Annotated in this window: 20 protein-coding genes; 11 read left to right on the forward strand and 9 right to left on the reverse strand. The window is 64.8% G+C overall.

The genetic code is table 11. The features are described 5' to 3' along the window. Positions 1-38: 38 nt before the first annotated feature. The 8 genes from B6V76_RS07275 to B6V76_RS07310 all read right to left on the reverse strand — a co-directional run bounded on the left by B6V76_RS07275 (position 39) and on the right by B6V76_RS07310 (position 12,308). Positions 39-3,125, reverse strand: a complete 3,087-nt coding sequence (locus B6V76_RS07275) for an efflux RND transporter permease subunit (protein WP_088727054.1) — start codon at positions 3,123-3,125, stop codon at positions 39-41. Between the two features lie 7 nt (positions 3,126-3,132). Further along, positions 3,133-4,326 carry an efflux RND transporter periplasmic adaptor subunit gene (locus B6V76_RS07280; RefSeq protein ID WP_088727055.1) on the reverse strand — a complete coding sequence of 398 codons (1,194 nt, stop codon included), beginning with the start codon at positions 4,324-4,326 and terminating at the stop codon, positions 3,133-3,135. Positions 4,327-4,669: 343 nt separating this feature from the next. After that, positions 4,670-6,637, reverse strand: coding sequence for a bifunctional 2',3'-cyclic-nucleotide 2'-phosphodiesterase/3'-nucleotidase (locus tag B6V76_RS07285; protein ID WP_088727056.1), 1,968 nt, complete (start codon positions 6,635-6,637; stop codon positions 4,670-4,672). A gap of 148 nt (positions 6,638-6,785) precedes the next feature. After that, positions 6,786-7,799: an oligopeptide/dipeptide ABC transporter ATP-binding protein gene (locus tag B6V76_RS07290; protein ID WP_088727057.1), complete on the reverse strand. Its 1,014-nt coding sequence runs from the start codon at positions 7,797-7,799 to the stop codon at positions 6,786-6,788. Beyond that, positions 7,796-8,773 carry an oligopeptide/dipeptide ABC transporter ATP-binding protein gene (locus B6V76_RS07295; protein WP_088727058.1) on the reverse strand — a complete coding sequence of 326 codons (978 nt, stop codon included), beginning with the start codon at positions 8,771-8,773 and terminating at the stop codon, positions 7,796-7,798. The genes B6V76_RS07290 and B6V76_RS07295 overlap by 4 nt, the downstream gene beginning before the upstream one ends. A 1-nt stretch (position 8,774) precedes the next feature. Beyond that, positions 8,775-9,698 carry an ABC transporter permease subunit gene (locus tag B6V76_RS07300; protein ID WP_075776287.1) on the reverse strand — a complete coding sequence of 308 codons (924 nt, stop codon included), beginning with the start codon at positions 9,696-9,698 and terminating at the stop codon, positions 8,775-8,777. Between the two features lies 1 nt (position 9,699). Continuing rightward, positions 9,700-10,623 (reverse strand): oligopeptide ABC transporter permease OppB, encoded by a 924-nt coding sequence (oppB, locus tag B6V76_RS07305; protein WP_075776288.1) that lies wholly within the window; start codon positions 10,621-10,623, stop codon positions 9,700-9,702. Between the two features lie 65 nt (positions 10,624-10,688). After that, positions 10,689-12,308 carry a peptide ABC transporter substrate-binding protein gene (locus B6V76_RS07310; RefSeq protein WP_341865727.1) on the reverse strand — a complete coding sequence of 540 codons (1,620 nt, stop codon included), beginning with the start codon at positions 12,306-12,308 and terminating at the stop codon, positions 10,689-10,691. A gap of 421 nt (positions 12,309-12,729) precedes the next feature. Here B6V76_RS07310 and B6V76_RS07315 point away from each other — a divergent pair, with 421 nt between their 5' ends. From B6V76_RS07315 to B6V76_RS07365, 11 genes are all read left to right on the forward strand, one after another. Then, positions 12,730-14,172, forward strand: a complete 1,443-nt coding sequence (locus B6V76_RS07315) for an MFS transporter (RefSeq protein ID WP_088727059.1) — start codon at positions 12,730-12,732, stop codon at positions 14,170-14,172. 142 nt (positions 14,173-14,314) lie between these two features. Then, on the forward strand, positions 14,315-15,334 hold the full coding sequence (locus tag B6V76_RS07320) for an aldo/keto reductase (RefSeq protein ID WP_088719135.1): 1,020 nt from the start codon (positions 14,315-14,317) through the stop codon (positions 15,332-15,334). A 225-nt stretch (positions 15,335-15,559) separates the two neighbouring features. Further along, entirely contained in the window at positions 15,560-15,931 is a 372-nt protein-coding gene (locus tag B6V76_RS07325) for a hypothetical protein (RefSeq protein ID WP_075776291.1), read from the forward strand. Continuing rightward, positions 15,928-18,252 (forward strand): pyrroloquinoline quinone-dependent dehydrogenase, encoded by a 2,325-nt coding sequence (locus B6V76_RS07330; RefSeq protein ID WP_088727060.1) that lies wholly within the window; start codon positions 15,928-15,930, stop codon positions 18,250-18,252. Before B6V76_RS07325 ends, B6V76_RS07330 begins: the two co-directional genes overlap by 4 nt. 207 nt (positions 18,253-18,459) lie before the next feature. Continuing rightward, a complete protein-coding gene (locus tag B6V76_RS07335) occupies positions 18,460-18,969 on the forward strand; it encodes a 2Fe-2S iron-sulfur cluster-binding protein (RefSeq protein WP_075776292.1) in 510 nt (169 codons plus the stop codon). Next, complete coding sequence (locus B6V76_RS07340) at positions 18,969-19,991, forward strand: xanthine dehydrogenase family protein subunit M (RefSeq protein WP_088727061.1); 1,023 nt, start codon at positions 18,969-18,971, stop codon at positions 19,989-19,991. Before B6V76_RS07335 ends, B6V76_RS07340 begins: the two co-directional genes overlap by 1 nt. Continuing rightward, the gene (locus B6V76_RS07345; protein WP_088727062.1) at positions 19,988-22,183 is read left to right on the forward strand and encodes a xanthine dehydrogenase family protein molybdopterin-binding subunit; all 2,196 of its coding nucleotides are present in this window, start codon (positions 19,988-19,990) and stop codon (positions 22,181-22,183) included. The genes B6V76_RS07340 and B6V76_RS07345 overlap by 4 nt, the downstream gene beginning before the upstream one ends. Further along, positions 22,173-23,090, forward strand: coding sequence for an XdhC family protein (locus B6V76_RS07350; protein ID WP_088727063.1), 918 nt, complete (start codon positions 22,173-22,175; stop codon positions 23,088-23,090). Before B6V76_RS07345 ends, B6V76_RS07350 begins: the two co-directional genes overlap by 11 nt. Positions 23,091-23,093: 3 nt before the next feature. Beyond that, entirely contained in the window at positions 23,094-23,666 is a 573-nt protein-coding gene (locus B6V76_RS07355) for an NTP transferase domain-containing protein (RefSeq protein ID WP_141104894.1), read from the forward strand. Positions 23,667-23,713: 47 nt separating this feature from the next. Then, positions 23,714-24,709, forward strand: coding sequence for a DNA topoisomerase IB (locus B6V76_RS07360; RefSeq protein WP_088727065.1), 996 nt, complete (start codon positions 23,714-23,716; stop codon positions 24,707-24,709). A gap of 143 nt (positions 24,710-24,852) precedes the next feature. Continuing rightward, positions 24,853-25,341, forward strand: a complete 489-nt coding sequence (locus B6V76_RS07365) for a fasciclin domain-containing protein (RefSeq protein WP_088727066.1) — start codon at positions 24,853-24,855, stop codon at positions 25,339-25,341. Between the two features lie 141 nt (positions 25,342-25,482). Here the strand turns inward: B6V76_RS07365 and B6V76_RS07370 are convergent, their stop codons facing one another. Continuing rightward, positions 25,483-25,989 carry a hypothetical protein gene (locus tag B6V76_RS07370; protein ID WP_075776299.1) on the reverse strand — a complete coding sequence of 169 codons (507 nt, stop codon included), beginning with the start codon at positions 25,987-25,989 and terminating at the stop codon, positions 25,483-25,485.

Raw genomic sequence — 25,989 nt, forward strand, 5'->3', positions numbered from 1 at the left:
CTGACGCCGCCGGCTCCGCGACGGAATCGCCCCCCGCCTCAGCGCCCCGGAGTGAGTTTGCGGGTCAGGACGTAGAAGGCCGGCACCATGAAGACACCGATGAAGGTTGCCGCCGCCATCCCGCCCAGCACGCCGATGCCGATCGCGTTCTGCGCCGCGGCCCCCGCCCCGGTCGCGATCGCCAGCGGCACCACGCCCAGCATGAAGGCGAGCGAGGTCATCAGGATCGGGCGCAGGCGGAGCCGTGCCGCCTCGATGGTCGCGGGGATCAGCTCCTTGCCCTCGGCCTCGAGGTTCTTGGCGAATTCCACGATCAGGATCGCGTTCTTCGCCGCCAGACCAATGGTCGTCAGGATACCCACCTTGAAATAGACGTCATTCGACTGCCCGAAGACCCACGCCGAGACCAGCGCCCCCAGAACGCCCACCGGCACGGCGAGCATCACCGACAGCGGGATCGACCAGCTCTCGTAGAGCGCGGCAAGGCAGAGGAAGACGACCAGCACCGAGAGCGCATAGAGATAGGGCGCCTGATCGCCGGACTGGCGTTCCTGATAGCTCAACCCCGTCCAGGCGACCGCGTAGCCGCCGGGCAGGTCATTGACCAACTGCTCCATCGCGTCCATCGCCGCGCCGGAGCTTGCGCTGTCCGACGCCTGGCCCGAGATTTCGATCGCATTGGCCGCGTCATAGCGCGACAATTTCGGCGCGACGGAGACCCATTTCGTCGTCGCGAAAGACGAGAACGGCACCATTTCACCGGAGGCGTTGCGCGCATACCAAGTGTCGATATCCTCCGGCTGCATCCGGTAGGGCGCATCGGCCTGCACGATCACCGGGCGCAGATTGCCATTGAGATCGAAGTCGTTCACCGATCTCCCGCTGAAGATCACTGAGAGCATCGAATTGAGGTTGCTCAGCGTCAGACCGAAGCTTTCGGCCTTCTGCTGGTCGATATCCAGCTGCAGTGCTGCCTTGTCCTCATCGCCGCTGACCCGGACATTGGTCAGGCGGCTATCCGATTTCGCCTCGGCCACGAGCTGATCGCCTGCCTCCTTCAGCGCAGCGGTCCCGTTATTGCCCTGATCCACCAGATACATCTGGAAGCCCGAAGAATTGCCGATCCCGCGGATCGCCGGCGGTTGCAGAAAGAAGACCTGCCCCGCGCGCAGACCTGCGAAATGGGCGTTCGCCCGCCCCGAAATCGCGGCGGCGGTTTGATCCGCGCCAGTGCGCTCACCAAAATCCTTCAGCTTGGCGAAAACCATCGCAGTGTTCTGTCCACCACCCCCGAAGGAAAACCCGAGCGTCGCGAAGACCGAAGCCACATCGGACTTCTCCTGCGTCAGCAGGTATTGGGTGATCTGGTCGACCACATCCGACGTCTGTGCCGTCGTCGACCCTTCCGAAAGGTTCACCATCGCCATGAGCACGCCCTGATCTTCCTTCGGAAGGAAGGAGGACGGCAGCCGGGTCATCACGCCCCAAGCGCCCGCCAGCACGAGAACCAGCACCAGCGCCATCAGGAAGGGTTTGCGCACGATGCGCGCGACCGCACCGGCGTAGCCGCGCTGCACTTTCGCGAAACCGGTATTGAAAGCGCGCGCCGGCGCAATCGTGCGGCCCGTCGAGGGGCGCAGGAGTTTGGCCGCCAGCGCAGGCGTCAGGATCAGCGCAACCACGGCAGAGAGCACCATCGCGGTGATGATCGTCACCGAGAATTGCCGATAGATCACGCCCGTCGAGCCGGGAAAGAACGCCATCGGCAGGAACACCGCCGACAGCACAAGCGCCACCCCGATCAGTGCGCCGGTGATCTGGGACATGCTTTTCTCGGTGGCTTGTAGGGGACTGAGCCCCTCCTCCTCCATCACGCGCTCGACGTTCTCCACCACGACGATCGCGTCATCGACCAAGAGGCCAATCGCCAGCACCATCGCGAACATTGTCAGCGTGTTGATCGAATAGCCCGCGACCAGCAGCACCGCGAATGTGCCCAGCAGCACCACGGGAACTGCGACGATCGGGATCAATGTCGCGCGCCATTTCTGCAAGAATACGAGGATCACCAGCAGCACCAGCACGATCGCTTCGGCCAGCGTGTGATAGACCTTCTCGATGGAAAGCTGCACGAAGGGCGAGGTGTCGTAGGCGATCTGGAACTTGACACCCTCGGGCAGCGACGATGACATCCGATCCAGCGTCGCACGCACTGCCGCCGCCGTATCGACTGCATTCGCGCCGTTCGCGAGGTTCACGCCGAACCCTGCCGCATTCATGCCGTTGAACCTGGAATTGGTGCCGTAATTCTCCTGCCCGATCTCGATCCGCGCGACATCGCCCAGATAGACCGCAGAGCCGTCGGGTTCTGTTTTCAGCAGGATCTTCTCGAACTGTTCGACCGAGGTCAGCTGGCTCTGTGCGGTGATCGTGGCGGTGAACTGCTGGCCTTCGGTGGTGGGCAGATCGCCCAGCGAGCCGACCGAGACGGTGGTGTTCTGCGCCTGTACTGCCGCGGTCACGTCCGTCGGCGTCAGCTGGTATTGCTCGAGCTTGTAGGGATCGAGCCAGACCCGCATCGCGTAGCCCGAGCCGAAGACGTTGATCCCGCCCACGCCCGCAGTGCGCTCGATCGCTCCTTTCACTTCGGTGTCCAGAATATTGCCCAGCTCGACGGTCGAATATTTGCCATCGGTCGAGACCAGTGCCCCGACCATCAGGATGTCCGAGGACGAGCGCGAGACATTCACCCCGGAGGTCTGCACCGCATCAGGCAGCGCATTCTCGACCTTGCGGATCTTGGTCTGCACCTCGTTCTCGGCATCGATCGGATCGACCGAGCCGTCGAAGGTCAGCGTCAGCCGCGCAGAGCCCTGGTTGGAAGAGCTCTCCATGTAGAGCAGCCCGTCGAGCCCGGTCAGCGAGTCCTCGATCGGCGTCGTCACCGAGTTCTCGACCGCCTGCGCGGTCGCCCCGGAATAGCTGGCGGAGATGCGGATCGTGGTCGGCGCGACCTCTGGATATTGCGAGACGGGAAGCTGCGTGAGCGCGTAGCCGCCGGCGAGCATCGTCACCAGCGCGAGCACGATCGCGAAGACGGGGCGATGGATGAAGAAGCGGATCATGCCGGGTTCACTCCGCCTTCGCCGTATCGGTCTCGTCACCCGAGGGGCTCGCATCCTTCACGACCCCCTGCGCGTTGATCGTCACCGGCACCGTCTTGATCTCGGCCCCGTCGCGCAGGTTCTTCAGCCCGTCGAGGATCACCTGATCGCCGCTCTCGATGCCGCCGGTCACGATCCACGCGTTCTGATAGGTTCCCGCCGTCGTCAGCGTCACCTTCTTCGCCGTGCCGTCCGCGGCGACGAAGGCCGAAAGCGACCCATCCCCTTCCCGCGTGGTCGCGCGCTGCGGTACGAGGATCGCCTGTGTCGTGCCCAAGGTGATCTTCGCGCGCAGGAACTGGCCCGGCAGGATCAGCCGGTCGGGATTGTCGAACTTGAACCGGAAATCGACCGTGCCGGTGGTCGAGGATACGGTCGCGCCGGGGCTGACCAGCGTGCCGGTGCCGTCGTATTCCTCACCGGTCTCCAGCAGCAGCGAGACCTTCAGTTGATCGCCGCGTTGAAGCGTACCCTGATCGATCCGTTGACGCACCCGCATGATCCGCGCCGCACTCTCGGAAACATCGACATAGATCGGATCGAGCCGCGTTACCGTGGTCAGCGCGTCGGACTGGTTCGCCGTGACCAGCGAGCCGACGGAGACGTTCGCCACATCCGGGTAGCCGTCGATAGGCGAGCGGATCACCGTGCGGTCGAGATTGAGCTGCGCGGTCTGAAGATCGGCCTCGGCACTCAGCGCGGAGGCCTTGGCTTGGGCCAGCGTGACCCTCGCCGTCTCCAGATCGCTCACCGAAATCGAAGTCTTCTCCAGCTTGGTGTAGCGGTCCACCTGCGATTGCGCGGCCTGCACATTGGCGTCGGCGCTCGCCTTCTCGGCCTCGGCTGCGGTCAGCTCGGCCTGATAGGTGTCGTCGTCGATGTGAAACAGCGCGTCGCCCGTCGCGACCTTGTGACCCGCCTCGTAATCGATCGAGGCGATGGTGCCGGCGACGCGCGGGCGGATATCGGTCTGCTCATAGGCGACGGCGCGGCCCGGCAGGGTGACGGTATAGGGCACGGACCGTGTCTCGACCTGCATCACGCCGACCTCGGTCGGGCCACGCGCGCCGCCCGGCATTCCCTGCGCCAATGCCTGCGCGGCGACCCCGCCCGCAAGCAGCATCCCAAGCGCGGCGCGCCGCGTCATCCGACCAATGCTCATACTGAAACTCCTGTCCGCAGCCCGGTTGTCCCGGCGTTGTTCCATTTCTACGATAGGCCCGCTTGGTTCTGTCGCCACTCGCGCGCGGCGGGAAATGCAGGAAACAAATGCTGCGAGCCGTGAGTCTCGGGAAAGACGGCTTGTCTTACTTATTGTTTTAAAATGTAAACTTTCCAATCAACGCAGCCGCTCGCGACATCCGCACCGCAATTCCGGTGTCAGTTCGCCCCCTGCGCGGAGTTCACGTATTCGCGAGATACCGGAGGGGGCAAACCGCCTCGCGACAGCACTGCGTGGAAAAGGGGCGCCGATGGCGCCCCTTTCAGCCTCTGTCCAAGGCAGTTCAGAGCGTGATGCGATAGAGCGCGAAGCCGCCCTCGCCGTCGCCCGCCTGCTCGATATCGAGACCCCGGGATTTCACGTCCTCGACATAGGCCTGTGCCTTCGGGCCGGTCTCGAACAGCACCGTCGCGCCGCCCGCGGGCGCGAAGGACCAGTTCGCGTCGGCCTTCGGGTTGATCGTGCCCTTGTCGTGGATGTAGCGCACGATCACGTCGCGATTGGTGTCGGGCGCACGGTAGATCACGGTCGAACCGTCCGCGCCGGGGAAGCTGCCGCCCCCCGAGGCGCGGTAGTTGTTCGTCGCGATCACGAACTCGGCCTTCGGATCGATCGGCTTGCCCTCGAATTTCAGATCGACGATGCGGTTCGCGTCGGGGTTCACCGCCACGCCGTCCTTGTCGAATTTCGCGGGCTGGGTGATGTCGATCTGGTAGGTCACCCCGTCGATCACGTCGAAATTGTAGGACGGGAAATCGGGGTTCAGCAGCTTCGCGTCCTTCGCACCCGGCTCGATCTGGTTGAACATGCCTGCAGAGCGCTCCAGCCAGTCCTTCACCTGCGCGCCGGTGACCTTCACCGCCTGTAGCGTGTTCGGATAGAGATAGAGGTCGGAGACGTTCTTGATCGCCACCGGCCCTTTCGGAACATCGGTGAAGTAATCCGGACCGCCGCGCCCGCCGGCCTTGAACGGCGCCGCCGCCGACAGAAGCGGCAGCTTGCCTTCGGGCGTGCCCTCCAGCAGTTTCTTCACGTACCAGATCTGCGCGTTCGAGACGATCTGCACAGAGGGATCGTCGGCCACCAGCGCGAAGTAGGAATAGAGCGGCGCTTCGGTCTCGCCCACCTTGGCGCGGACATATTTGAGCGTCTCTTCATGCACCTGATCGGTGGCCGCGAGGATCGGCTTGTAATCGGTGGTCAGCGGCGTGATCGAACGATCCTCGCCGCGCGCGAAAATCGGGCGGATCTCGGAGCTATGGCTATCGATCTTCCACTTGCCGCCGTCGCGGCTCAGCATAAGGTCGATCAGCCCCATGTGGTTGCCCCAGAAGCCCGCCTGCACCGCGGGCTTGCCCTGCAGCGTGCCCTTCTCATTGTCGATCCCGGGGCCCGAGAAATCCTTGCCGGGGAAGTTACGGTGCTGGTGCCCGGTGATCACCGCGTCGATACCGTCGACGCCTGCGACGTAGAAGGCAGCGTTCTCCATGCCGTCGGTCTGAGGACCGTTGTCGATTCCGGTATGGGCGAGCGCCACGACCAGATCGGCGCCCTCCTCGCGCATCTGCGGAACCCATGCTTTCGCGGCCTCCACGATGTCGCGAGTCTGGTAATTGCCCTCGAGATGCGCGCGGTCCCATTGCATGATCTGCGGAGGCACGAAGCCGATCACGCCGACGCGGATCGGCATCTTGTTTCCAGCCCCATCGGTCAGTTCGCGGTCGAGGATCAGGTAGGGCGGCAGGTAAAGGTCGTCCTCGCGCGGGGTCGCGCCCAGCTTATGGGCGAAGTTCGCGCAGACCATCGGGTAGTTTGCGCGGTCGTTCACCTTCTTGAGGAAATCCATCCCGTAGTTGAACTCGTGATTGCCCAGCGTGCCGCAATCATAGCCCAGCAGGTTCATCGCCGCGATGACCGGGTGGGTGTCGCCCTCCTTCATTCCCTTGGAGTATGCGATGTAATCGGCCATCGGGTTGCCCTGCATATAATCGCCGTTATCGAAGGTCAGGGTGTTGGCGGCTTCCGCGCGTACGCCTTCGATCAGGGTCGCAGTGCGCGACAGGCCCACGGTATCGACAGGCTTGTCGGCATAATAATCGTAGGGCCGGATATGGCAGTGAATATCGGTAGTGCACAGCAGGCGCAGGTGGGCCTGACCTTCAGCCGCGCGCGCGGTGAACGGGTGGACCATCACGAGACCGCCCGCGGCGGTGGTGGTAACGAGAAACTGACGACGCGAAATAAGCGACATAGGGGGATCCTCCGAGACAATTGGCTCCTTGCCGGAGCGCTCTATCCGGGGATCGTAACAGTCTTTTGACCGATTGGACAAAGACCTTGCGTCAACCTGCGCAAATCCGCGTGAGCAGGCGATGCATCACCGCCCGCCGCACAAGATTTCAGCGCTCCGACAGCACCGCCTGCACTTCGGCCGCAGGGCCGGGATGGTGACAGAAGACCTGACGCCCGGCGACCTCCTCGGTCGGCGGAGTCGTGGCGCAGACCTCGCTCGCCCGCGGGCAGCGGGTGCGCAGCGGGCAGCCCGATGGCGGGTTCAGCGGGCTCGGCAGATCGCCTTCCAGCGCGATCAGGGTCTTGTTGCGCTCGATCTCCGGGTCTGGGATCGGCACCGCCGACAGAAGCGCCTGCGTGTACGGGTGCTGCGGCTCTGCAAAGAGCTTCTCGGTAGCGCCCGCCTCCATCATCTGGCCCAGATAAAGCACCATCACCTCGTCGCAGACATGGCGCACAACGCTGAGGTCATGGGCGATGAAGATGATCGTCAGGCCCAGATCGCGGCGCAGATCTTCGAGAAGCGCGATCACCTGCGCCTGAATCGAGACATCGAGCGCCGAGACCGGCTCGTCGCAGATCAACAGCTTCGGCTCCACCACCAGCGCGCGGGCGATACCGATGCGCTGACACTGGCCGCCCGAGAACTCGTGCGGGTAGCGGTTGATCTGGTTCGGCAGAAGACCGACCTTCTCCATCACCTCTCGGACCTTCTGCTTGCGCTCCTTGCGGCCCATCTTCGGGCGATGGGTGCGCAGCGGCTCCGCGATGATCTCGCCCACGGTCATCCGCGGGTCGAGCGAGGCCAGCGGATCCTGAAAGATCATCTGGATGTCGGAACGGTATTTCAGCATCTGCCGCGGCGAGAGCGGCAGCAGATCGGTCTTGCCCTCCCAAATGATCTCGCCCTCGGCGGGCAGCATCCGGATCAGCGCGCGGGCCAACGTGGACTTGCCACAGCCGGACTCGCCCACGATGCCGAGCGTCTTGCCCTGCTCCAGCTTGAAGTTCACGCCATTGACCGCGCGCAGCTTCGGCGGCTCGGTCCACGGCAGGTCCGAGGCGCGGCGGATTTCGAAAGTGACCCGAACGTCGCGGGCCTCGATCAGCGGGGTCGTCATGCGGCGGCCTCCTCGATCGTTTCAATGGAACGGTGGCAGGCGCGGGCGCGGCCCGGCGCGAACTCCGTCAGCGGCGGCATAACGTCGGCGCAGACCTCTTCGACGAAATCGCAGCGCGGGCAGAACGGGCAGCCCTTCGGCGCGCCGGTCATATTCGGCGGATTGCCCCGGATCGGGGTCATCGCGACTTCCGCATCGAGACGCGGCAGCGCGGCCAGCAAGCCCTTGCTATAGGGATGGGTCGGGTTGGCGAACAAAGGATCCACGGGCGACTGCTCCATCACCTGACCGCCATACATGACGATCGCCCGCTCGCAGAAGCCCGCGACGACGCCAAGATCGTGGGTAATCAGCACGGTCGCCATGCCCAGCTCGCGGCGCAGCTCGCCCAGCAGGTCCATGATCTGCGCCTGCACGGTGACGTCGAGCGCGGTCGTCGGCTCATCTGCGATCAGCACATCTGGTTTGCACAGAAGGGCCATCGCGATCATCACGCGCTGGCGCATCCCGCCCGAGAATTCATGCGGGAACAGACGCACACGGTTCTTCGCGTCCGGGATCTTCACCAGTTCGAGCATATGCGCGGCCTCAGCCACGGCGGCGCGCTTGCCCAAGCCCTTATGCAGCATCAGCACTTCGGCCATCTGGTCCGAAATCCGCATATAGGGGTTGAGCGCGGTCATCGGATCCTGAAAGACCATCGAGATCCGGTCGGAGCGCAACTTGTTCAACTCGGGCTCGGGCAGGTTCAGGATCTCCCGCCCGTCGAATTTCACCGAGCCCGAGGCCTTCCCATTCGCGGCCAGCAGTCCGAGGATCGAGAAGCTGAGCTGCGACTTGCCCGAACCGGACTCGCCGACGATGCCCAGCGCCTCGCCGCGCTCGAGCGCGAAACTGACGCCGTTGACGGCGTGAACCTCGCCCTCCTGCGTTGCGAACCGGACATTGAGGTCGTTGACTTCCAACAATGGCATATCAGCGCTCCTTCGGGTCGAGCGCGTCACGCAGCCCGTCCCCTACGAAATAGAAACCGAACAGGGTGGTGACGAAGAAGAACAGCGGGAAGGCCAGCTGCCACAGCGTGCCGTAGCTCATCGTCCCCGCCCCTTCAGAGATCAGCGCCCCCAGCGAGGTCTGCGGCTCCTGCACGCCGAGCCCGAGGAAAGAGATGAAACTCTCCGTCAGGATCATCAGCGGCACCAGAAGCGTCGCGAAGACCACGACCACGCCCACGAGGTTTGGCAGGATGTGGCGGCGGATGATCGTCGGCGCAGGCACGCCGATGGCGCGCGCGGCCTCGACATAGTCGCGGTTCTTCAGGGTCAGCGTCTGGCCGCGCACGATCCGCGCCATCTCCAGCCAGGATATCAACCCGACGCCCACGAAGAGCATCCCGATCGAGCGGCCATACATGACCAGCAGCAGGATCAGCACGAACATGTAAGGGATCGCCAGCAGGATATCGACGAGGCGCATCATGAAGCCGTCGACGCGGCCCCCGAAATAGCCTGAGATCGCGCCATAGACGGTGCCCACTGACACCGCGATCAGCGTGCCGATCACGCCGACCAACAGCGAGATCTGCGTGCCCTGCACGGTGCGCGCGAACAGATCGCGGCCCAGATCGTCGGCGCCGAAGTAATGGCCGTTGGCGAAGGACGGCGCAGAGGCCGTGGCATCGCCCATCACGTTGTAGTCGATGTCGGAATTGTTCCACGCCGCGATCAGGTTGCCGAACAGCGCGAAGGCCACGACGAAGACGAGCAGCGCCAGCCCGAAGATCGCTGCCTTGTTGTTGAAGAACCGCCGGCGCGCGTCCGCCCAGAGCGAGCGGCCCGCCACGTCTTCGCGGCTCGTTGCCTCGGCGAGCGAGGTCATCTTGGATTCGTCTATGACCATGTCAGTACCGGATTTTCGGGTCGATCCATCCGTAGACGATATCGACGACAAGGTTGAACAGGATGGTCAGCGTGCCCAGCAGGATCGTAATCCCCATCATCACCGCGTAGTCGCGGTTGAGCGCGCTATCCACGAAGCTTTTGCCGATCCCGCCCGTGGTGAAATACACGTCCACGATCACCGAGCCGGTGATCATCGAGACGAAGGCCGGACCGAGATAGGAGATCACTGGCAGCAGCGCGGGTTTCAGTGCGTGCCGCATGATGATCTTGCGCTTTGGCAGGCCCTTGGCGCGGGCTGTGCGGATGTGGTTCGAACTCAGCGTTTCCAGCATCGACGAGCGCGTGATCCGCGCGATCGATGCCATGTAAGAGGTCGAAAGCGCGATCACCGGCATGATCCAGAAGCGCGGATCGTCGAAGCTCCAGCCGCCGCCGGGCAGCCAGTGCAGCGACAGCGTAAACACCAGCACGAGGATCGGCGCCATCACGAAGTTCGGCAGCACCTGCGCGCCGATGGAAATGCCGACGGCGAGGTAGTCGAGCCACGAGTTGCGCTTGATCGCGGCGGTGACGCCGAGAGTGACGCCGACCAGAACGGCGGCGATGAAGCTGAGGAAGCCGTAGGTCAGCGTGACCGGGAAGCCCTGCGCGATGATGTCGTTCACCGAGCGGTCCTTATACGAGAACGAAGGCCCGAAATCGAAATGGGCGACCACGTTCCACAGATAGGTCGCGATCTGCTTCCAGAGCGGCTGGTCGAGCCCGTATTTCGCGTTGAGATTGGCGAGCACCTCGGGCGGCACGGCCCGCTCCGACGAGAACGGCCCGCCAGGCGCCGTGTGCATCAAGAGGAAGCTCGCGATGATGAGCACCAGAAGCGTCGGGATCGCGATGGCGAGACGCTTGAGAATGTAGACGATCATAAGAGTGTCCCGAAATAGGTCGGGCGGGCCGATCGCGCGGCCCGCCCGTTATCGTTTCAGCCGGCTTACTTTGCGACCTTGTACATGTTCTTCGCGTACCAGTTCAGCTGGACGTTATCGAACGGGTAGCCCTTGATCTGCGGGTTCAGCAGCATCGGCAGCGAGTAGGCGTAGATCGGCGCAAGCGGCATGTCCTCGGCGAGGATCTTTTCCGCCTTGGTATAGTCCTCTTGCGGATCTTCCGCCGTCTTCGAGTCCTTCATCAACTTGTCGTATTCGGAATTCGACCACTGACCCGAGTTCTGATCCGACCACGAGGTGTTCACGTCGAGATAGGTCGAGGCCTCGTTGTAGTCGGCGCACCATGCGGTACGGGCGACGTCGAAGTCATGCTGCCCGTTGAGCTTGTCGAGATAGACCTTCCACTCGTAGTTCTCGAGCGTCGACTTCACGCCGATCTGCTTCCAGAACTGCTGCACCGCGATCGCGATTTTCTTGTGGTCGGCCGAGGTGTTGTACATGATCCGCAGGTTCAGCGGGTGATCTGGACCGTAGCCGGCTTCCTTCAGAAGCTCCTTGGCCTTGTCCATCCGTTCCTGCTGGGTCATGTCGGCATAAGCCACGTCCGGCGCCTTGAAGTTCGCGGTCGCCCAGTGGGTCCAGGTATAGGCCGGTTTCTGGCCGCCCTTTAGGATCTTGTCGACGATGATGTCGCGGTTGATCGCGTAGGACAGTGCCTTGCGGACCTTCACGTCCTTCAGCGCCTCGGGGCCGTTCGGGCCGACGTTGAAGCGGTAGGCGTAGACGCAGGAGCGCGGCGGAGCGTGCGCGGCATCCGGATACTCATCTTTCAGACGCGGATACTGACCCGCCGGGGTCTGCACGAAGTCCAGCTCCCCCGCCTCGTAGCGCGTCAGCGCCTGGTCGTTGTCCTGGATCGGGATGAACTTCAGATCGGTCAGCGTGACATTCGCGGCATCGTAATAAGCGTCGTTCTTCACCAGCTCGATCGAGTCGCCGATTTTCCAGCTCTTCAGCTTGTAAGGACCGTTGACGACCATGTTCTCGGGCTTGGTCCAGTCGGAACCGTATTTCTCCACGACCTTTTGCGGCACCGGGAAGGTCGAGGACAGAACGAGCATCTGGCGGAAATAGGGGATCGCGCTGTCGAGCGTGACCTGCAGCGTGTGGTCATCGAGCGCCTTCACGCCAAGTTCGCTCGGCTTCTTGTCGCCCGCGATCACGTCATGGGCGTTCTTCACCTGCATCAGCTCGATATACCACGAGTATTGCGAGGCGGTCGCCGGATCGGCGAGGCGTCGCCATGCGTAGACGAAATCCTGCGCGGTGACGGGATCGCCGTTCGACCATTTCTCATCGCGCAGGTGGAAGGTGTAGGTCTTCTTGTCGTCGGAGACCTCGTAGCTCTTGGCGAGCGCAGGCACGAGATTGCCGTGATCGTCCTGCTGGTAGAGACCTTCGAACATCTGCTGAAGAACGTCGTTACCGTCCTTCGATGTGCTCAGATCCGGATCGAGCGTCTTCAGATCGTCCTGCAGCCAATAGGTAAAGGTCTGGTCAGCGGCGAGCTTGGTGCCTTCCGGCACTTTGCTCGACTGGGCGAGAACGGGTGCGGCGCTGCCCAACATCAGGGCAAAAGCGGAGATCGCGGCAATCGACTTCAAGGGATACCTCCATTTCCGGGGTCCGGTCGCGCGCAACGTTAAGGCGAGCGCGGGGCCCCGTTTTTTCGTTGATAGGGCATCAAGGGCATGATCGCGGCATGGCGCAAGTCTGACGTAACGGTGCTCACACCCATGTGAGAGCGCATTTCACGGGCCTCCGAGAAATCTTTTTGAAACTTGCGCGAGGCCCTTTTTTTTCGCAACGAACGCCAAGCCCCGTTGCCCGCACCCAAGCCTCCCCGCGCCGTTCCCCTTCGAATCCCTGCGCCCGCGATGCATCCACTCGCGCGCCCCTGTGCGTATGTATTTTGACACACTCGAAAGTTGTTCCGCGTGCCCCCTCCGAAAGACCCACTATTGACCAGCTTCGCCCCTCCGCTAGCTACCCTTGGCGTTACAGCCGCGACAGAACGGACTCCGAATGGCCGAACCCGAACAAGCATCCCCGCTTTCGCCCACCCGCCGCTGGGCCGCCGCAGCCGTGTTGCTGCTGGCGAATTTCATGAACCTGATCGACATCACGATCGTCAACGTCGCCCTGCCGTCGATGAAGGAAGAGTTGTCGGCCCCGCCGAACCTGATCGAGTGGATCGTCGCGGGCTATACCTTCTCCTTCGCTATCCTGTTGCTGCCGGCGGGACGGATGGGCGACTTGCTGGGACGGCGCAAGCTGTTCGTCTCGGGCATCGCGCTGTTCACTACCGCCTCGCTGATATGCGGCATCGCCCCGGGCATCGGCACGCTGGTCACCGCACGCATCGCGCAGGGCGTCGGTGCCGCGATCATGACGCCGCAGACGCTGGCGCTGGTGCCGCGCCTGTTCCCGCCAGAGCAGCGCGGCGCTGCCTTCGGCCTGTTCGCGCTGACCGCCGGGCTGGCCTCGGTGGCAGGGCCGATCATGGGTGGGTTCCTGCTCACCGCCGATATCTACGGGCTCGGCTGGCGTCCGATCTTCCTCGTGAACATTCCCCTCGGCATCGCCACCTTCATCGCCGCGCTGATGCTGGTGCCCAAGGGACAGGGCAACCGCAAGCTGGGCATCGACAAGGTGGGCATCGCGATCGCCGCCGTGGCGATGCTGGCGCTGCTGTTCCCGCTGGTCGAGGCGCCGTCGATCGGCTGGCAGGGATGGATGTATCCGATGATGCTCGCGGCCCCGGTCCTTGGCTGGTTCTTCATCCGCTGGCAACGTCATCAGGAAGAGCGCAAAGCCCCGCAGCTTCTGCCGATGCGCCTGCTGCGTTCCGGCTCGTTCCTGTCGGGCAGCCTTCTGAACGCGGCGCTATTCACTGCGGTACCGAGCTATTTCTTCACCATCGCCCTCTACCTGCAGGCGGGCTACGGGCTCACCCCCCTGCAATCGGGCCTGACGACGACGCCCTTCCCGGTCGGCGTCCTGCTTGCTTCGGCCACGACCGGCTGGTTCGGCGACCGCTGGATACGCTGGCGCGTGACCGGAGGCGGCATGCTGCTTGCGACGGGCTTTGCGGGCCAGCTATGGGCGATCTGGTCGATGGGCGACGCGATCAGCTGGTGGCGGATGGCACCTTGGTTCTTCCTTGGCGGCTTCGGGATGGGCAACACGGTGTCGCCGCTGTTCCAGGTCGCGCTCTCGTCGGCGGACAGTAATGACAGCGGCTCGGCCTCGGGTGCGGTGCAGGCGCTCCGTCAGGTCGGAATCTCCTTCGGGATCGCGATCATGGGCGGGATTTTTTTCGGCATGTTGGGCGGCGCGGATCAGGGCGATCACGAGGCCTATCGCAGCGCGATGATGTCGGCGATCGGCTACGCGCTCGTTGTAGCGACGGGGGTGATCCTCACCCCGTGGTTCACGCCGATGAAGCTGGAGCGCGCCAAGGACTGACGCCTCCGCCCCCTCGCGCGATGACACGATCGTGCGCGCCAGCCCTACCCTGCGACGCTCGCCGCGAGCGCGGCGCGCCCCATCTACCCGGACCAGAGGGGCCGTCCGAACCGGGCCCCTACAGATGCGAAAGGAGCGATCCATGCGTTACAGACCTCTCGGCCCCAGCGGCCTCCTCGTCTCGGAACTTTGCCTCGGCACGATGACCTTCGGCGGGTCGGAGGGCATGTGGGGCCAGATCGGCCAGCTGCGGCAGGATGACGCCGACGGGCTGGTGAAGACCGCGATCGACGCGGGCATCAACTTCATCGACACCGCGAATGTCTATGCCGGTGGCGAGAGCGAGCGCATCCTCGGCCAGAGCCTGCGCAATCTCGGTATCGCCCGCGACGAGGTGGTCATCGCGACCAAGGTGCTCGGCCCGATGGGCGAAGGCATCAACCAGCGCGGTGCGTCGCGCTATCACATCATGGAGCAGTGCAAGCAGAGCCTGGAGCGGCTGCAGCTCGACCATATCGACCTCTATCAGATCCACGGCTTCGACCCGATGACGCCGATCTCGGAAACGCTGGAGGCGCTCACCACGCTCGTTCAGCACGGCCATATCCGCTATATCGGCCTGTCGAACTGGGCCGCGTGGCAGGTGATGAAGGCGATCGGCATCGCCGAGGCCCGCAAGCTCGCCCCGATCCTGTCGCTGCAAGCCTATTACACGATCGCCGGGCGCGATCTGGAACGCGAAGTGGTGCCGATGCTGCGCGACACCGGCATGGGCCTGATGGTCTGGAGCCCGCTCGCAGGCGGTCTGCTGTCCGGCAAATACGACCGCGACGGCAAGGGCTCCGACGGGCGCCGCGCCAATTTCGACTTCCCGCCGGTCGAAAAGGACCGCGCATTCGACCTGATCGACGCGATGCGCCCGATGGCGGAGAAGCGCGATGCGAGCGTGGCGCAGATCGCGCTGGCATGGCTTCTGCATCAGGAAGTAGTCACCAGCGTCATCGTCGGTGCGAAGCGCGAGGACCAACTGACCGACAACATCGCCGCGACGAAGATCACGCTCGACGCGGAGGAGTTGGAGAGCCTCGACAAGCTCAGTGCCCTGCCCGCGGAATATCCCGGCTGGATGCTGGAGCGTCAGGGCGAATACCGCCAGCGCTGAAATAGGGGCGCACATCTCTCACGACACCGCGGCGGGCGGGGCGACGAAATCGCTCCGCCCGCTTTTTCGTGCTGCTGCATCCTCTCGCATGCTGGCCACCAAAGCGGCAGAGGCCCCCGTGCCAAGCGCGTTCCTGCGCCCGGGGCTCAAATCAGTTCAATTTTCATGGACCTCAAAAGACACACCGCGCGTTGGGCGATAAAGCACCTACCAAGGAGAGTTCCGTTGGCACATTCCCGCTCAGCGTCACGGCCACGCAGCATCCTGACGGTTTTGGGGGCGCTCGTCGGCGCCGCCATCGCGATCTGGAATTACGTCACCCCCATGACCGGCGTGACCGGCACGTTCGGCGCAGGGCTGGTGATCGCCTCCTCCGTTTTGATCGCTCTCGCAGGGATCGCGATCCAGATGACAGAGCCGGGCGGAATCCGCACGACATTGCGCGTCCTCGTGGCGCTCGGCCTGATCGGCACCGCTGCAGCTGGCTATTTCCTGCATGAATGGTGGCTGATCGCGGCGATGGGCGTCGTGCTGATCGGCCTCATTTACGACATCGCCTCGAGCCGGGGCGCGCGTTCGAAAGGAGCTTACGCATGAACCGCAAGACCGTCTCGCTCGCCTTCGCCCTCGCCTTCTTTGCGGCCGCCGGGTACGCGCAGGACACGACCGCGACCGACAGCACCGCAACAGATACGACGACCCAACCCGCAGCCGACAGCGGCACGACCGATACCGGCACCACGTCGGGCACGGATACGGCAACCACGGATGCAGGCACGCAATCGGACACGTCCGGCACGGGCGCCGGTACGAACTCGAGCACCGACGCCGGCACGAACACCGATACGGGCGCTACCGCAGACAGCGGTTCCACGGAGACGGGTTCCACGGGCACCCAATCCGACACCCAAACCAATCAGAACCAGCAGACCAACGACCCTGCCGCCAACGAGTCCACGCCTTCCGGCCCCGAGGCCAGCGCGGATCAGGCCAAACCGGTGGCGGATAGCGTCGCCCAGCCGATGCTCGCCAGCGGCACGCGCGAGCGCAACGGCAAACCGCTGGTGCCCGAGAAGCCCGTCTGGAACAGCTTCCACGGCCAGCTCTCCGCACAGAAATATTCGCCGCTGACCCAGATCAATCCCGACAACGTGGGCGATCTGGAGAAGGTCTGGCAGGTCCATACCGGCGACGTCTCAGATGGCTCGGGCGACAAGCCCGCGACCGTTTGGTCGGCCACGCCGATCTTCGCCAATGATACGCTCTATATCGGCACGCCCTTCTACCGCGTGCTGGCGCTCGACCCGGCCACGGGCGAGCAGAAATGGGCCTTCGACACGAAATCCAAGCTCGAGGCGCTGACCCAGCCCGCGCTGAAGAACCGCGGCGTCGCCTATTGGCAGGCCGAGAACCCGGTCGCGGGCAAGGTCTGTCAGAAAATCGTCTATATCGGCACGATGGATGCGCGGCTCTTCGCGCTCGACGCCGATACCGGCAAGCCCTGCCCCGATTTCGGCAAGGACGGCGTGCTGGACGTGAACCAGTGGAACACGGTCAACGACCGCTTCCCGCTCTCCGTGCTGCAGCCGCCGACGGTTGCGGGCAATCACCTGATCCTCGGTTGGGCCGGTCAGGACTGGGAATGGGCTGAAGCTCCTCCCGGTGCGGTCTTCTCGGTCGATGCGCAGACCGGCAAACTGCAATGGTCCTTCGAGACCCTGCCCGAGAACATCCGCCGCAAGACCGGCACCGCGAATGTCTGGACCGCGATGTCCGTCGATCCGGGTCTGAACATGGTCTACCTCCCGGTGGCCTCGCCCTCGCCGAACTATTGGGGCGGCAACCGAACGCAGCAAATCCCCTACGCAACCTCGACCACCGCGCTCGATCTCGATACCGGCAAGGTCGTCTGGTCGCGCCAATGGGTCCACCACGACATCTGGGACTATGACATCAACTCCGCGCCGACGCTGATGGACATCACCGTCGACGGCAAGGAAATCCCGGCGCTGATGCAGGGCACCAAGATGGGCTTCCTGTTCGTCGTGAACCGCGAGACCGGCGAAGATGTCTGGCCGATCGAGGAACGTCCCGTCCCTCAAGGCGACGGCACGGTGAAAGGTGAGGTCTATGCGAAGACCCAGCCCTTCCCGACCAAACCGGCGCCGCTTCTGGACCAGTCGAAAAAGCCGGAGGTCTGGGGGATCGCCGATCTAGTTTCCGGCGGCGCCTGCTCGAAGCTGTTCGACAACCTCACCTACAAGGGGATGTACACTCCCCCGACCACCACCGGCGAAGGCACGCTGGCCTATCCCGACAGTGCGGGCGGCGTGCAGTGGGGCGGCGTGGCCTTCGATCCGAACGCTCAGATCGCGGTCGTGAACACCTCGCATATCGTGCAGTACATCAAACTGTGGGAGCGCCAGAACTACGAGAAGAACGCCAGCGGCTCGGGCAACGAAGCGGGCTTCTACCCGCAGAAAGGCGCGCCCTACGGCATGAGCCTCGGCAACGCGCTGAACTGGCTCGGGATGCCGTGCTGGAAACCGCCCTTCGGCGAGCTGGTCGCGATCGACATGCACACCGGCGACGTCAAGTGGCGCAAGCCGCTGGGCAGCTCGCAGAAATACGGGTTCTTCATGCCCGAGAGCATGGGCTCGCCCACGATCGGCGGTCCGGCGGTGACCAAGTCGGGGCTGATCTTCATCGGCGCGACGATGGATGCCAAGGCGCGCGCCTACGACATCCAGACCGGCAAGGAGTTGTGGTCCTCGCAGTTGTCGGCCCCGGTCGTCGCGAACCCGGCGATCTACGAGTACAAGGGGCGCGAATACGTGGCCTTCATCTCGGGCGGCAACTCGATCCTGAAGCCCGCCGTGGGTGATCTGGTGGCCGTCTACGCGCTGCCGCAGAACTGATCGCGGCGCAAAACACAGGCCGGGCGGCGCGGCACGGACCTCGCCCCCGCCCAAGACGCGAACCGCGTCCGCAAAGCCCTCACCGCAACGTGAGGGCTTTATCTCAGGAACCTGCGCCGCGCGCGCGGTGTTCCACATTCAGCCGGTTTGAGCGCCTGCCTCCCCAGATGGCTGCGCCAAGCCCGAATTCCGGACAAGGGGGACCCCATGAAGGTTTCATTTCACGTCAATGGCGAGGCGCGCGCGCTCGACCTGGATCCGCGCGTGACGCTGCTCGACGCGCTGCGCGATCATCTACAACTCACCGGCTCGAAGAAGGGCTGCGATCATGGCCAGTGCGGCGCCTGTACGGTGCTCGTCGATGGCCGCCGGGTGAATTCCTGCCTGAGCCTCGCAGTGATGCATGAAGGCTCCGAGATCACGACGATCGAAGGGCTCGGCACGCCCGAGAACCTCAACCCGCTGCAGCAGGAATTCGTTTCCTGCGACGGCTACCAGTGCGGCTATTGCACGCCGGGGCAGATCATGTCGGCGACGGGCATGCTGGCCGAGGCCAGGGAAGGCGCGCCCAGCCATGTCAGCGACAGCCTGACCGGCACGTCGGAACTGACCGATGCCGAAATCGCCGAGCGAATGAGCGGCAATCTCTGCCGCTGTTCGGCCTATCCCTTCATCCGCGAGGCCATCTCGCGTGTCGCCGAAGCGGAGGAGAAATAATGAGACCTTTCGATTATCTCCGCGCCAACGCACTCAATGACGCGGCCTCCAAGGCGGGTGACGGCGCGCAGTTCATCGCCGGAGGCACCAACCTGCTGGACCTGATGAAGCTGCAGGTGATGACCCCCGAGACGGTTATCGACATCAACCATATCGACGGGCTGGACAAGATCGAGCCGCATGAGGGCGGGCTGAAGATCGGCACGTTGGTGCGCAATGCCGACCTTGCGGCCGATCCGCAGGTGCGCCGCGCCTATCCGGTGCTGTCGCGCGCGCTGCTCGCCGGCGCTTCGGGACAGATTCGCAACAAGGCGACCACGGGCGGCAACCTGCTGCAACGCACGCGCTGCCCCTATTTCTACGACCCGGCAATGGCCTGTAACAAGCGCAACCCCGGCGCGGGCTGTGCCGCCAAGGGCGGTGTCAGCCGCATGCTCGCGATCCTGGGCACCTCGGCCGCCTGTCGCGCAGCCCACCCCTCCGATATGGCGGTGGCGATGCGCGCGCTCGATGCGCAGGTGGAAATCCGTGGCACCGATGGAGCGACCCGCACCGTGGCGCTGGACGAGCTTTATCAGCTGCCCGGCGAAACCCCGGAGATCGAGACCTGCCTCGAGCCGGGCGAGATCATCACCGCAGTGATCCTCCCTGCCCCGCAGTCGAACGCGACGCAGAGCTATCGCAAGATCCGCGACCGCGCCTCTTACGCATTCGCGCTCGTCTCGGTCGCCGCCGTGGTCGAAATGGACGGCGAGACGATCAAGACCGCCTCGCTCGCTTTCGGCGGCATCGGCGCGCGCCCCTGGGCGGATGCGCAAGTCAACGCGATGCTCGAAGGCGAGCCCCCCTCGGAGGAGTTGTTCGGCAGGGCCGCCGACGTGCTGCTGGCCGACGCTGTCACCGACGAGGGCAACGATTTCAAACGCGAGATGACCCGCCGCGCATTGGTCGCGGTGATGCGCGAGGCGACGGGCATGGCCCCGGCCTCGACCGGAACGGACAAGGTGGAGGCGCTGGCATGAGCGACACGTTCACGATGGATGAAGCGCAGCCACGGCTGCTGGACGAAACCAATCAGGGTCTGGTCGGCGCCCCGCTCGATCGTCCCGAGGGCAAGCTGAAAGTCACCGGCACCGCGCCCTATGCCGCCGAATTCGCGCTTGAAGGCATGGTCCACGGCGTGATGCTGCGCGCGACGATCACGCGCGGCAAGGTCACCGGCTTCGACGAGAGCGAAGCGAAGAAACTGCCCGGATATGTCGGGCTGTTCCACGGGCCGAAATTCGTTCGCAACCCGGCGCAGGGCATGGCGGGTGCGTCGCCCGTGCAGCCCGGAGACCGCATCGATTATCACGGCCAGCCGATCGGCCTCGTGGTCGCGGAAAGCTTCGAGACCGCGCGCGATGCCGCCGCCCGGATCAAGATCAGCTACGAACAGACCCCCGGCGCACCAGTCGACCCGGCTGGGGTGGATCTCGAACTGAACGAGGGCCGCGAAAGCATCCAGGGCGACCTCGACGCCGCGATGGAGAAGGCCGCGCAGTCGGTGGATATAGAATACACCACCGCTGGTCACGTCTCGGCGGCGATGGAGCCGCATGCCGGTATCGCCGAGTGGAAGGACGGTCGCCTTGTTCTACATGGGTCGCTGCAGATGGTGCGGTTCAACAAGGAGGAGCTGGCCGATGCGATTGGCGTCGAGTCGGACAAGGTGCATATCCTCGCGCCCTATGTGGGTGGCGGGTTCGGCTCCAAGCTGGGCATTTCCTCGGAACATATCGCGGCGGCGCTGGCCTCGCGCGAGCTCGAACGCCCGGTGCGGATCGTGCTGAGCCGTCAGACCGTTTTCGACGCCGTGCTGCGCCGCACCGAGACCTGGCAGCGTCTTCGTCTCGCCGCCGACGAGAGCGGCAAGCTGACCGGGATCGGTCACGAGGATCGAGTCTCCAATCTCGAAGAGGAAGCCTTCTCCGAACCGGTGAATGCCGCGAGCCGCTTCATGTATGCCGCGCCCAACCGGGTGATGCGTCAGCATATCTCTCGCAATCACCGCACGCCCTCGGGCTCGGTCCGCGCACCCGGTGAAGCGGTCGGCACCTTCGCAATGGAGACTGCGATGGACGAACTCGCGGAGAAGCTGGGTATCTGCCCGGTGGAACTGCGGCTGCGCAACATACCCGAAAAGCATCCCGAAACCGGTCAGGCCTATTCAGCCCGCGCGCTGGAGGAAAGCCTGCGCGAAGGCGCGAAGCGCTTCGGCTGGGACCAGCGCCCCAAGACAGGGACGCGCCGCGAAGGCGAATGGCTGATCGGCATGGGCGTTGCGGGCGCCGGGCGGTCGAACTTCCTCGTGCCCTCTGCGGCGCGCGTCACGCTCAGCGCGGACGGTGCGTTGGTCGAGACCGACATGACCGATATCGGTACCGGTAGCTACGCCATCCTCGGCCAGATCGCGGGCGAGATGCTGGGCCTGCCGATCGATAAGGTCTCCGTGCATCTGGCCGATAGCGACCTGCCGGGCGCGTCGGGCTCTGGCGGCTCCTTCGGGGCGTCGTCGTCTGGGTCTTCAGTCTTCCTCGCCGCGCGCAAGATCCGCGAACAGCTTGCCGACAAGCTCGGCTGCCGGATCGAGGATCTGAAGCTCGGCAACGGCGAGGTCTCCGGCGACGGCAAGAGCGCGAAGCTGGTCGATCTGCTCAGCGATCCGATCAGCGCTGAAGGCAGGATCGAGGGCGGCAAAACCGCCGAGACCCACTTCTCGGCAGGGTATGGCGCGCATTTCGTTGAAGTCGCCGTGAACGAGGTGTCGGGCGAGGTGCGGGTGCGTCGGATGCTCGGCGTTCTCGGGATCGGTCGCGTGCTGAACGAGAAGACCGCGCGCAGCCAGGCCGTCGGTGGCATGGTCTGGGGCGTGGGCGCGGCATTGCTCGAGGAGCTTGGTCACGATCCGCGCACCGGCCATATTGTCACCCGGGATCTGGCCAATTACCATGTCGCCTCGCATGCGGATATTCCGCGCGACATCGAAGTGGTCTTCCTGCCCGAACGCGACGACGAGGCCAACCCGATCCAGTCGAAGGGCGTCGGCGAGCTCGGGATCTCGGGCTCCGGCGCCGCGGTGATCAACGCGATCCACAACGCGACGGGCATTCGGCTGCATCACTATCCGGCCACGCCGGACAAGGTTCTCGAGGGGTTTGCTGATGGACGGTAGTCCGCTCCGCGCGCGCGCACATACTGAAACCCGGCTCGGCATAGCGGAGATACCGCTGCCCGCGCCGGGACGGTTGGCGGCGCTGGCCATTCTGACGCGGATCGAGGGGGCGGGTTACCGCCCCCTCGGTGCCGCTATGAGCCTCGACGATCGCGGCGACATCCGGGGCCATCTCTCGGCGGGCTGCATCGATGCCGATATTGAGCTGCATCTGAAAAAGGTCGCACAGGACGGCTGCCCGCGGCACTTGCGCTACGGCGAAGGCTCGCCCTTCATCGACCTCGTGCTGCCCTGCGGCGGCGCGCTCGACATCGCCGTGATCCCTGCCCCGCCGGTCTCCGCTCAAGAGCGGATGGCCAAGGCGATCGCTGCCCGCATGCCGTTTTCGCTACACCTGTCGGGCGCGCAGGGCGTTCTGACGCTCGCGCCGCAGCCCGAGACCGATCTGAGCCTGCATCTCGTGCCCGAGCCGTGTTTCGTGGTCTTCGGCACCGGGATCGAAGCCGAGACTTTTGCAAAGCTCGCGGCGGGCGCGGGCTATCAGGCCGATCTCGTCATGCCCGAACCGGTGACCCTGCCCGGCGTGACGAGCCACGAATTCCGGCGCAGCAACCCGCTTGGCGAGATCGCGCCCGATCCGCGCATGGCGGCGTTGTTGTTCTTCCACGATCACGACCGGGAAATCCCGATCCTCGCGCAGCTTCTGGAAAGCGACGCGTTCTTCATCGGCGCGCAGGGAAGCCGCCGAACGGCACGTCAGCGCGCGGTGGCGCTGCGCCGCAAAGGGCTCTCGGAAGCCGCGATCTCTCGGCTGCGCGGTCCGGTCGGCCTCATCGAACAGGCGCGCGAGCCGCGGCTGTTGGCGGTCTCCGTGCTGGCCGAAGTGCTGCAACTCGCGCGGGTCTGAAGCTTGGCGCGCAAGATCATGGGCGTGGTTCTTGCGGCGGGCGCGTCGCGGCGCTTCGGTGCCCGTGACAAGCTGGCAGCGCGTTCCGGCGGAGAGGCCGCGCTCGTGCTGCGTGCCGCGAAGACGCTGCGGGGCCTTGGCCTCCCCCGACGTGCCGCGATCACCCGCAGCCCCCGGCTTCCGAAGGAGCTACGCGGCGCGGGCCTCGACCTTCTCTGCATCGGACCGGGCCGCGCCCAGAGCGCGAGCTTGCATCGCGCGATCCGCGCCGCGCACGCCAGCGGGGCCAGCCATCTCCTGATCGTCCTTGGCGACATGCCCAATGTCTCGCGGGCGCATCTGCGCCAGCTTCTCGCGACACCCGGACCGCATCCGGGGATGGCCACCTCCGAGGGCCGCCTCGCACCGCCCGCGCTGATCCCGCGCAGGCTGTTCGGCGCGGCTTTGCGGCTGACAGGCGACCGCGGCGCCGGGGCGTTGCTGCGCCGCGCCCCCGACCTGCGACGGAATTCGCTGCCGCCCGGAACGCTGCACGATATCGACCGCCCCGATGACTTGCGCGAAGCCCCGCGATAGGCGCGACACGCGGGGAACTGCGCCGAGACCCCCGGCGTTCTCGCCCCATGAAAGATCTGCCCGATCTCGTCTATTATCCCGATGACCGACCAGGCATCACGCGCCGGCGCTGCGGGCGCGGGTTCACCTATACCGCCCCGGATGGCACGACCATCGCGCGCGGTGCCGAGCGTAGGAGGATCGAGGCGCTGGCGGTGCCCCCTGCCTACGAGGACGTCTGGATTTCACCACGTCCGAACGGGCATCTGCAGGCGACGGGGCGCGACGCGCGGGCGCGCAAGCAATACCGCTACCACCCTGACTGGACCGAGTTTCGCGCGCAGCGCAAATTCGGCCGGCTCGCGGAATTCGGCACCGTGCTGCCACGCCTGCGTCGCGCGATCCTGAACGACCTGCGCGGCCATGATCCGGGCGACCGAGCCTTCGCGCTGGCCGCGGTTCTGGCGCTGCTCGACCGGACTGCGATCCGCGTCGGCAATGCCGATTACGCCCGCGAGAACCGCAGTTTCGGTGCGACGACATTGCGTGGCGCGCATATGACGCTCGACGGGGACACGCTGCATTTCTCCTTCACCGGCAAGGGTGGCGCGCAGGTCGAAAGCGAGCTCCGCGACAAGACGCTGGAACGCGCCCTGACGCGGCTCGACGATTTGCCGGGCGCCGAGCTGATCACGTGGCTGGACGAGGCGGGGGAGCCCCACTCGGTGCGCTCCGAGGAGGTGAACGCCTTCCTCGCTGATCGCACCGGGGCCGAAGGGCTGACGGCGAAGACTTTCCGGACGTGGAACGGATCGGCGGCGGCGCTCGAGGCGGCGATGCGGCAGGCGGATGACGGGCGCGTGACGATCAAGGCGATGGCGGAGGCTGCCGCCGCGCGCCTTCACAACACGCCGGCGATCGCGCGCAATTCCTATATCCACCCCGAGGTAATTGCACTGAGCGAGGCCGAGCCGGAGGCGCTCACCAGCCTCGCTCAGGACGCTCCGGCGGTGGACGGGCTGCGCCGCGCCGAGGCGCAGTTGCTCCATCTTCTCGACGGCTGACCGCTTCGAACGCCCGCGATCACGCGCAATCACGAATCCGCGCAAAATTGCGAGCAGCGCGTGATCCGATGCCGCGCATCTCCCGTATCTCTCACATGATCCAACATCGGATCTGCCAACGATCCAACCAAGGGAGAAAGAGAATGCTGAGAAGAACCTTCATGGCCGCTGTCCTCGCCGGAACGGCGCTCGTTTCCGCCCCCGCCCATGCCGACAATCATGACGGAATGGATATCGTCGACACCGCCGTGAACGCAGGCAGCTTCGAGACGCTCGTGGCCGCCGTGCAGGCTGCGGGTCTCGTCGACACGCTCAAGGGCGAAGGCCCCTTCACCGTCTTCGCGCCCACGGATGAGGCCTTCGCCGCGTTGCCCGAAGGCACCGTCGATGACCTGCTCAAACCCGAGAACAAGGACAAGCTGACCTCGATCCTGACTTATCACGTCGTGCCCGGAAAGGTGATGTCCGGCGATCTGAGCGACGGGATGATGGCCGCGACGGTGCAGGGCTCGGAAGTCACGATCAAGACCGACCCCGCGGTCATGGTCGACGACGCCAACGTCACGCAGGCGGATGTCGAAGCCAGCAACGGCGTGATCCACGTGATCGACAAGGTGATCATGCCCAAGTGACGGGCTTCAGGCAAAGCCCCGAGCATTAGGGAGGCCTGTCGAGGGTCCGCTTTTCGACAAGCCGATCCCGGGCCGTTCGCGCAGCTTCATGCGCGAGCGGCTTGTTCTTTCGCCGAGCGCTCGGCCCCGGACAGAACCCGTTCAGGCATGTGCGCTCAGGATCGAGCCGCTCCCGCCAGGATCGCCGCCACCGGCGACCAGGTCGCTTTCCGCGGGCAGATCGTCGGCGTGAATGACCGGCGCTCCGGTGATACGCGACAGGTTCTGTGCGATTGCTTCGATTGCGGCATGGCACGCGTGATCGCCATCGTGCTTGGGCACGAAGATGCGCGTCAAACCATGCGCCTGCATGATGTAGGACAGCACATGCGCGATCGAGCCATGCTCTTCCGGATCGGAGAGCGCCTCGTCTTTATAGGTCAGGAAGGATGCGCAGATCGGCGTCGCGCCACAAGCGCCGAGCTGGGCGATCAGCGCCCCGCGCCCACCGCCTTCTTGCGACAGGCAAACGATGTGAGAGCGGTCATCCTTCAGTGCCTCGATGAACGCGCCGTGGCACTCAAGATCGCAATTCCCGGGATGAAGCATCAGGACGAGCGCGCCCTCCTCCGACGCGGTCGTCTCCAGATTTCGTGACATCATGGTCAT

It is taken from the genome of Thioclava sp. IC9 (assembly GCF_002213225.1).
In the GTDB taxonomy this organism is placed as follows: domain Bacteria; phylum Pseudomonadota; class Alphaproteobacteria; order Rhodobacterales; family Rhodobacteraceae; genus Thioclava; species Thioclava nitratireducens.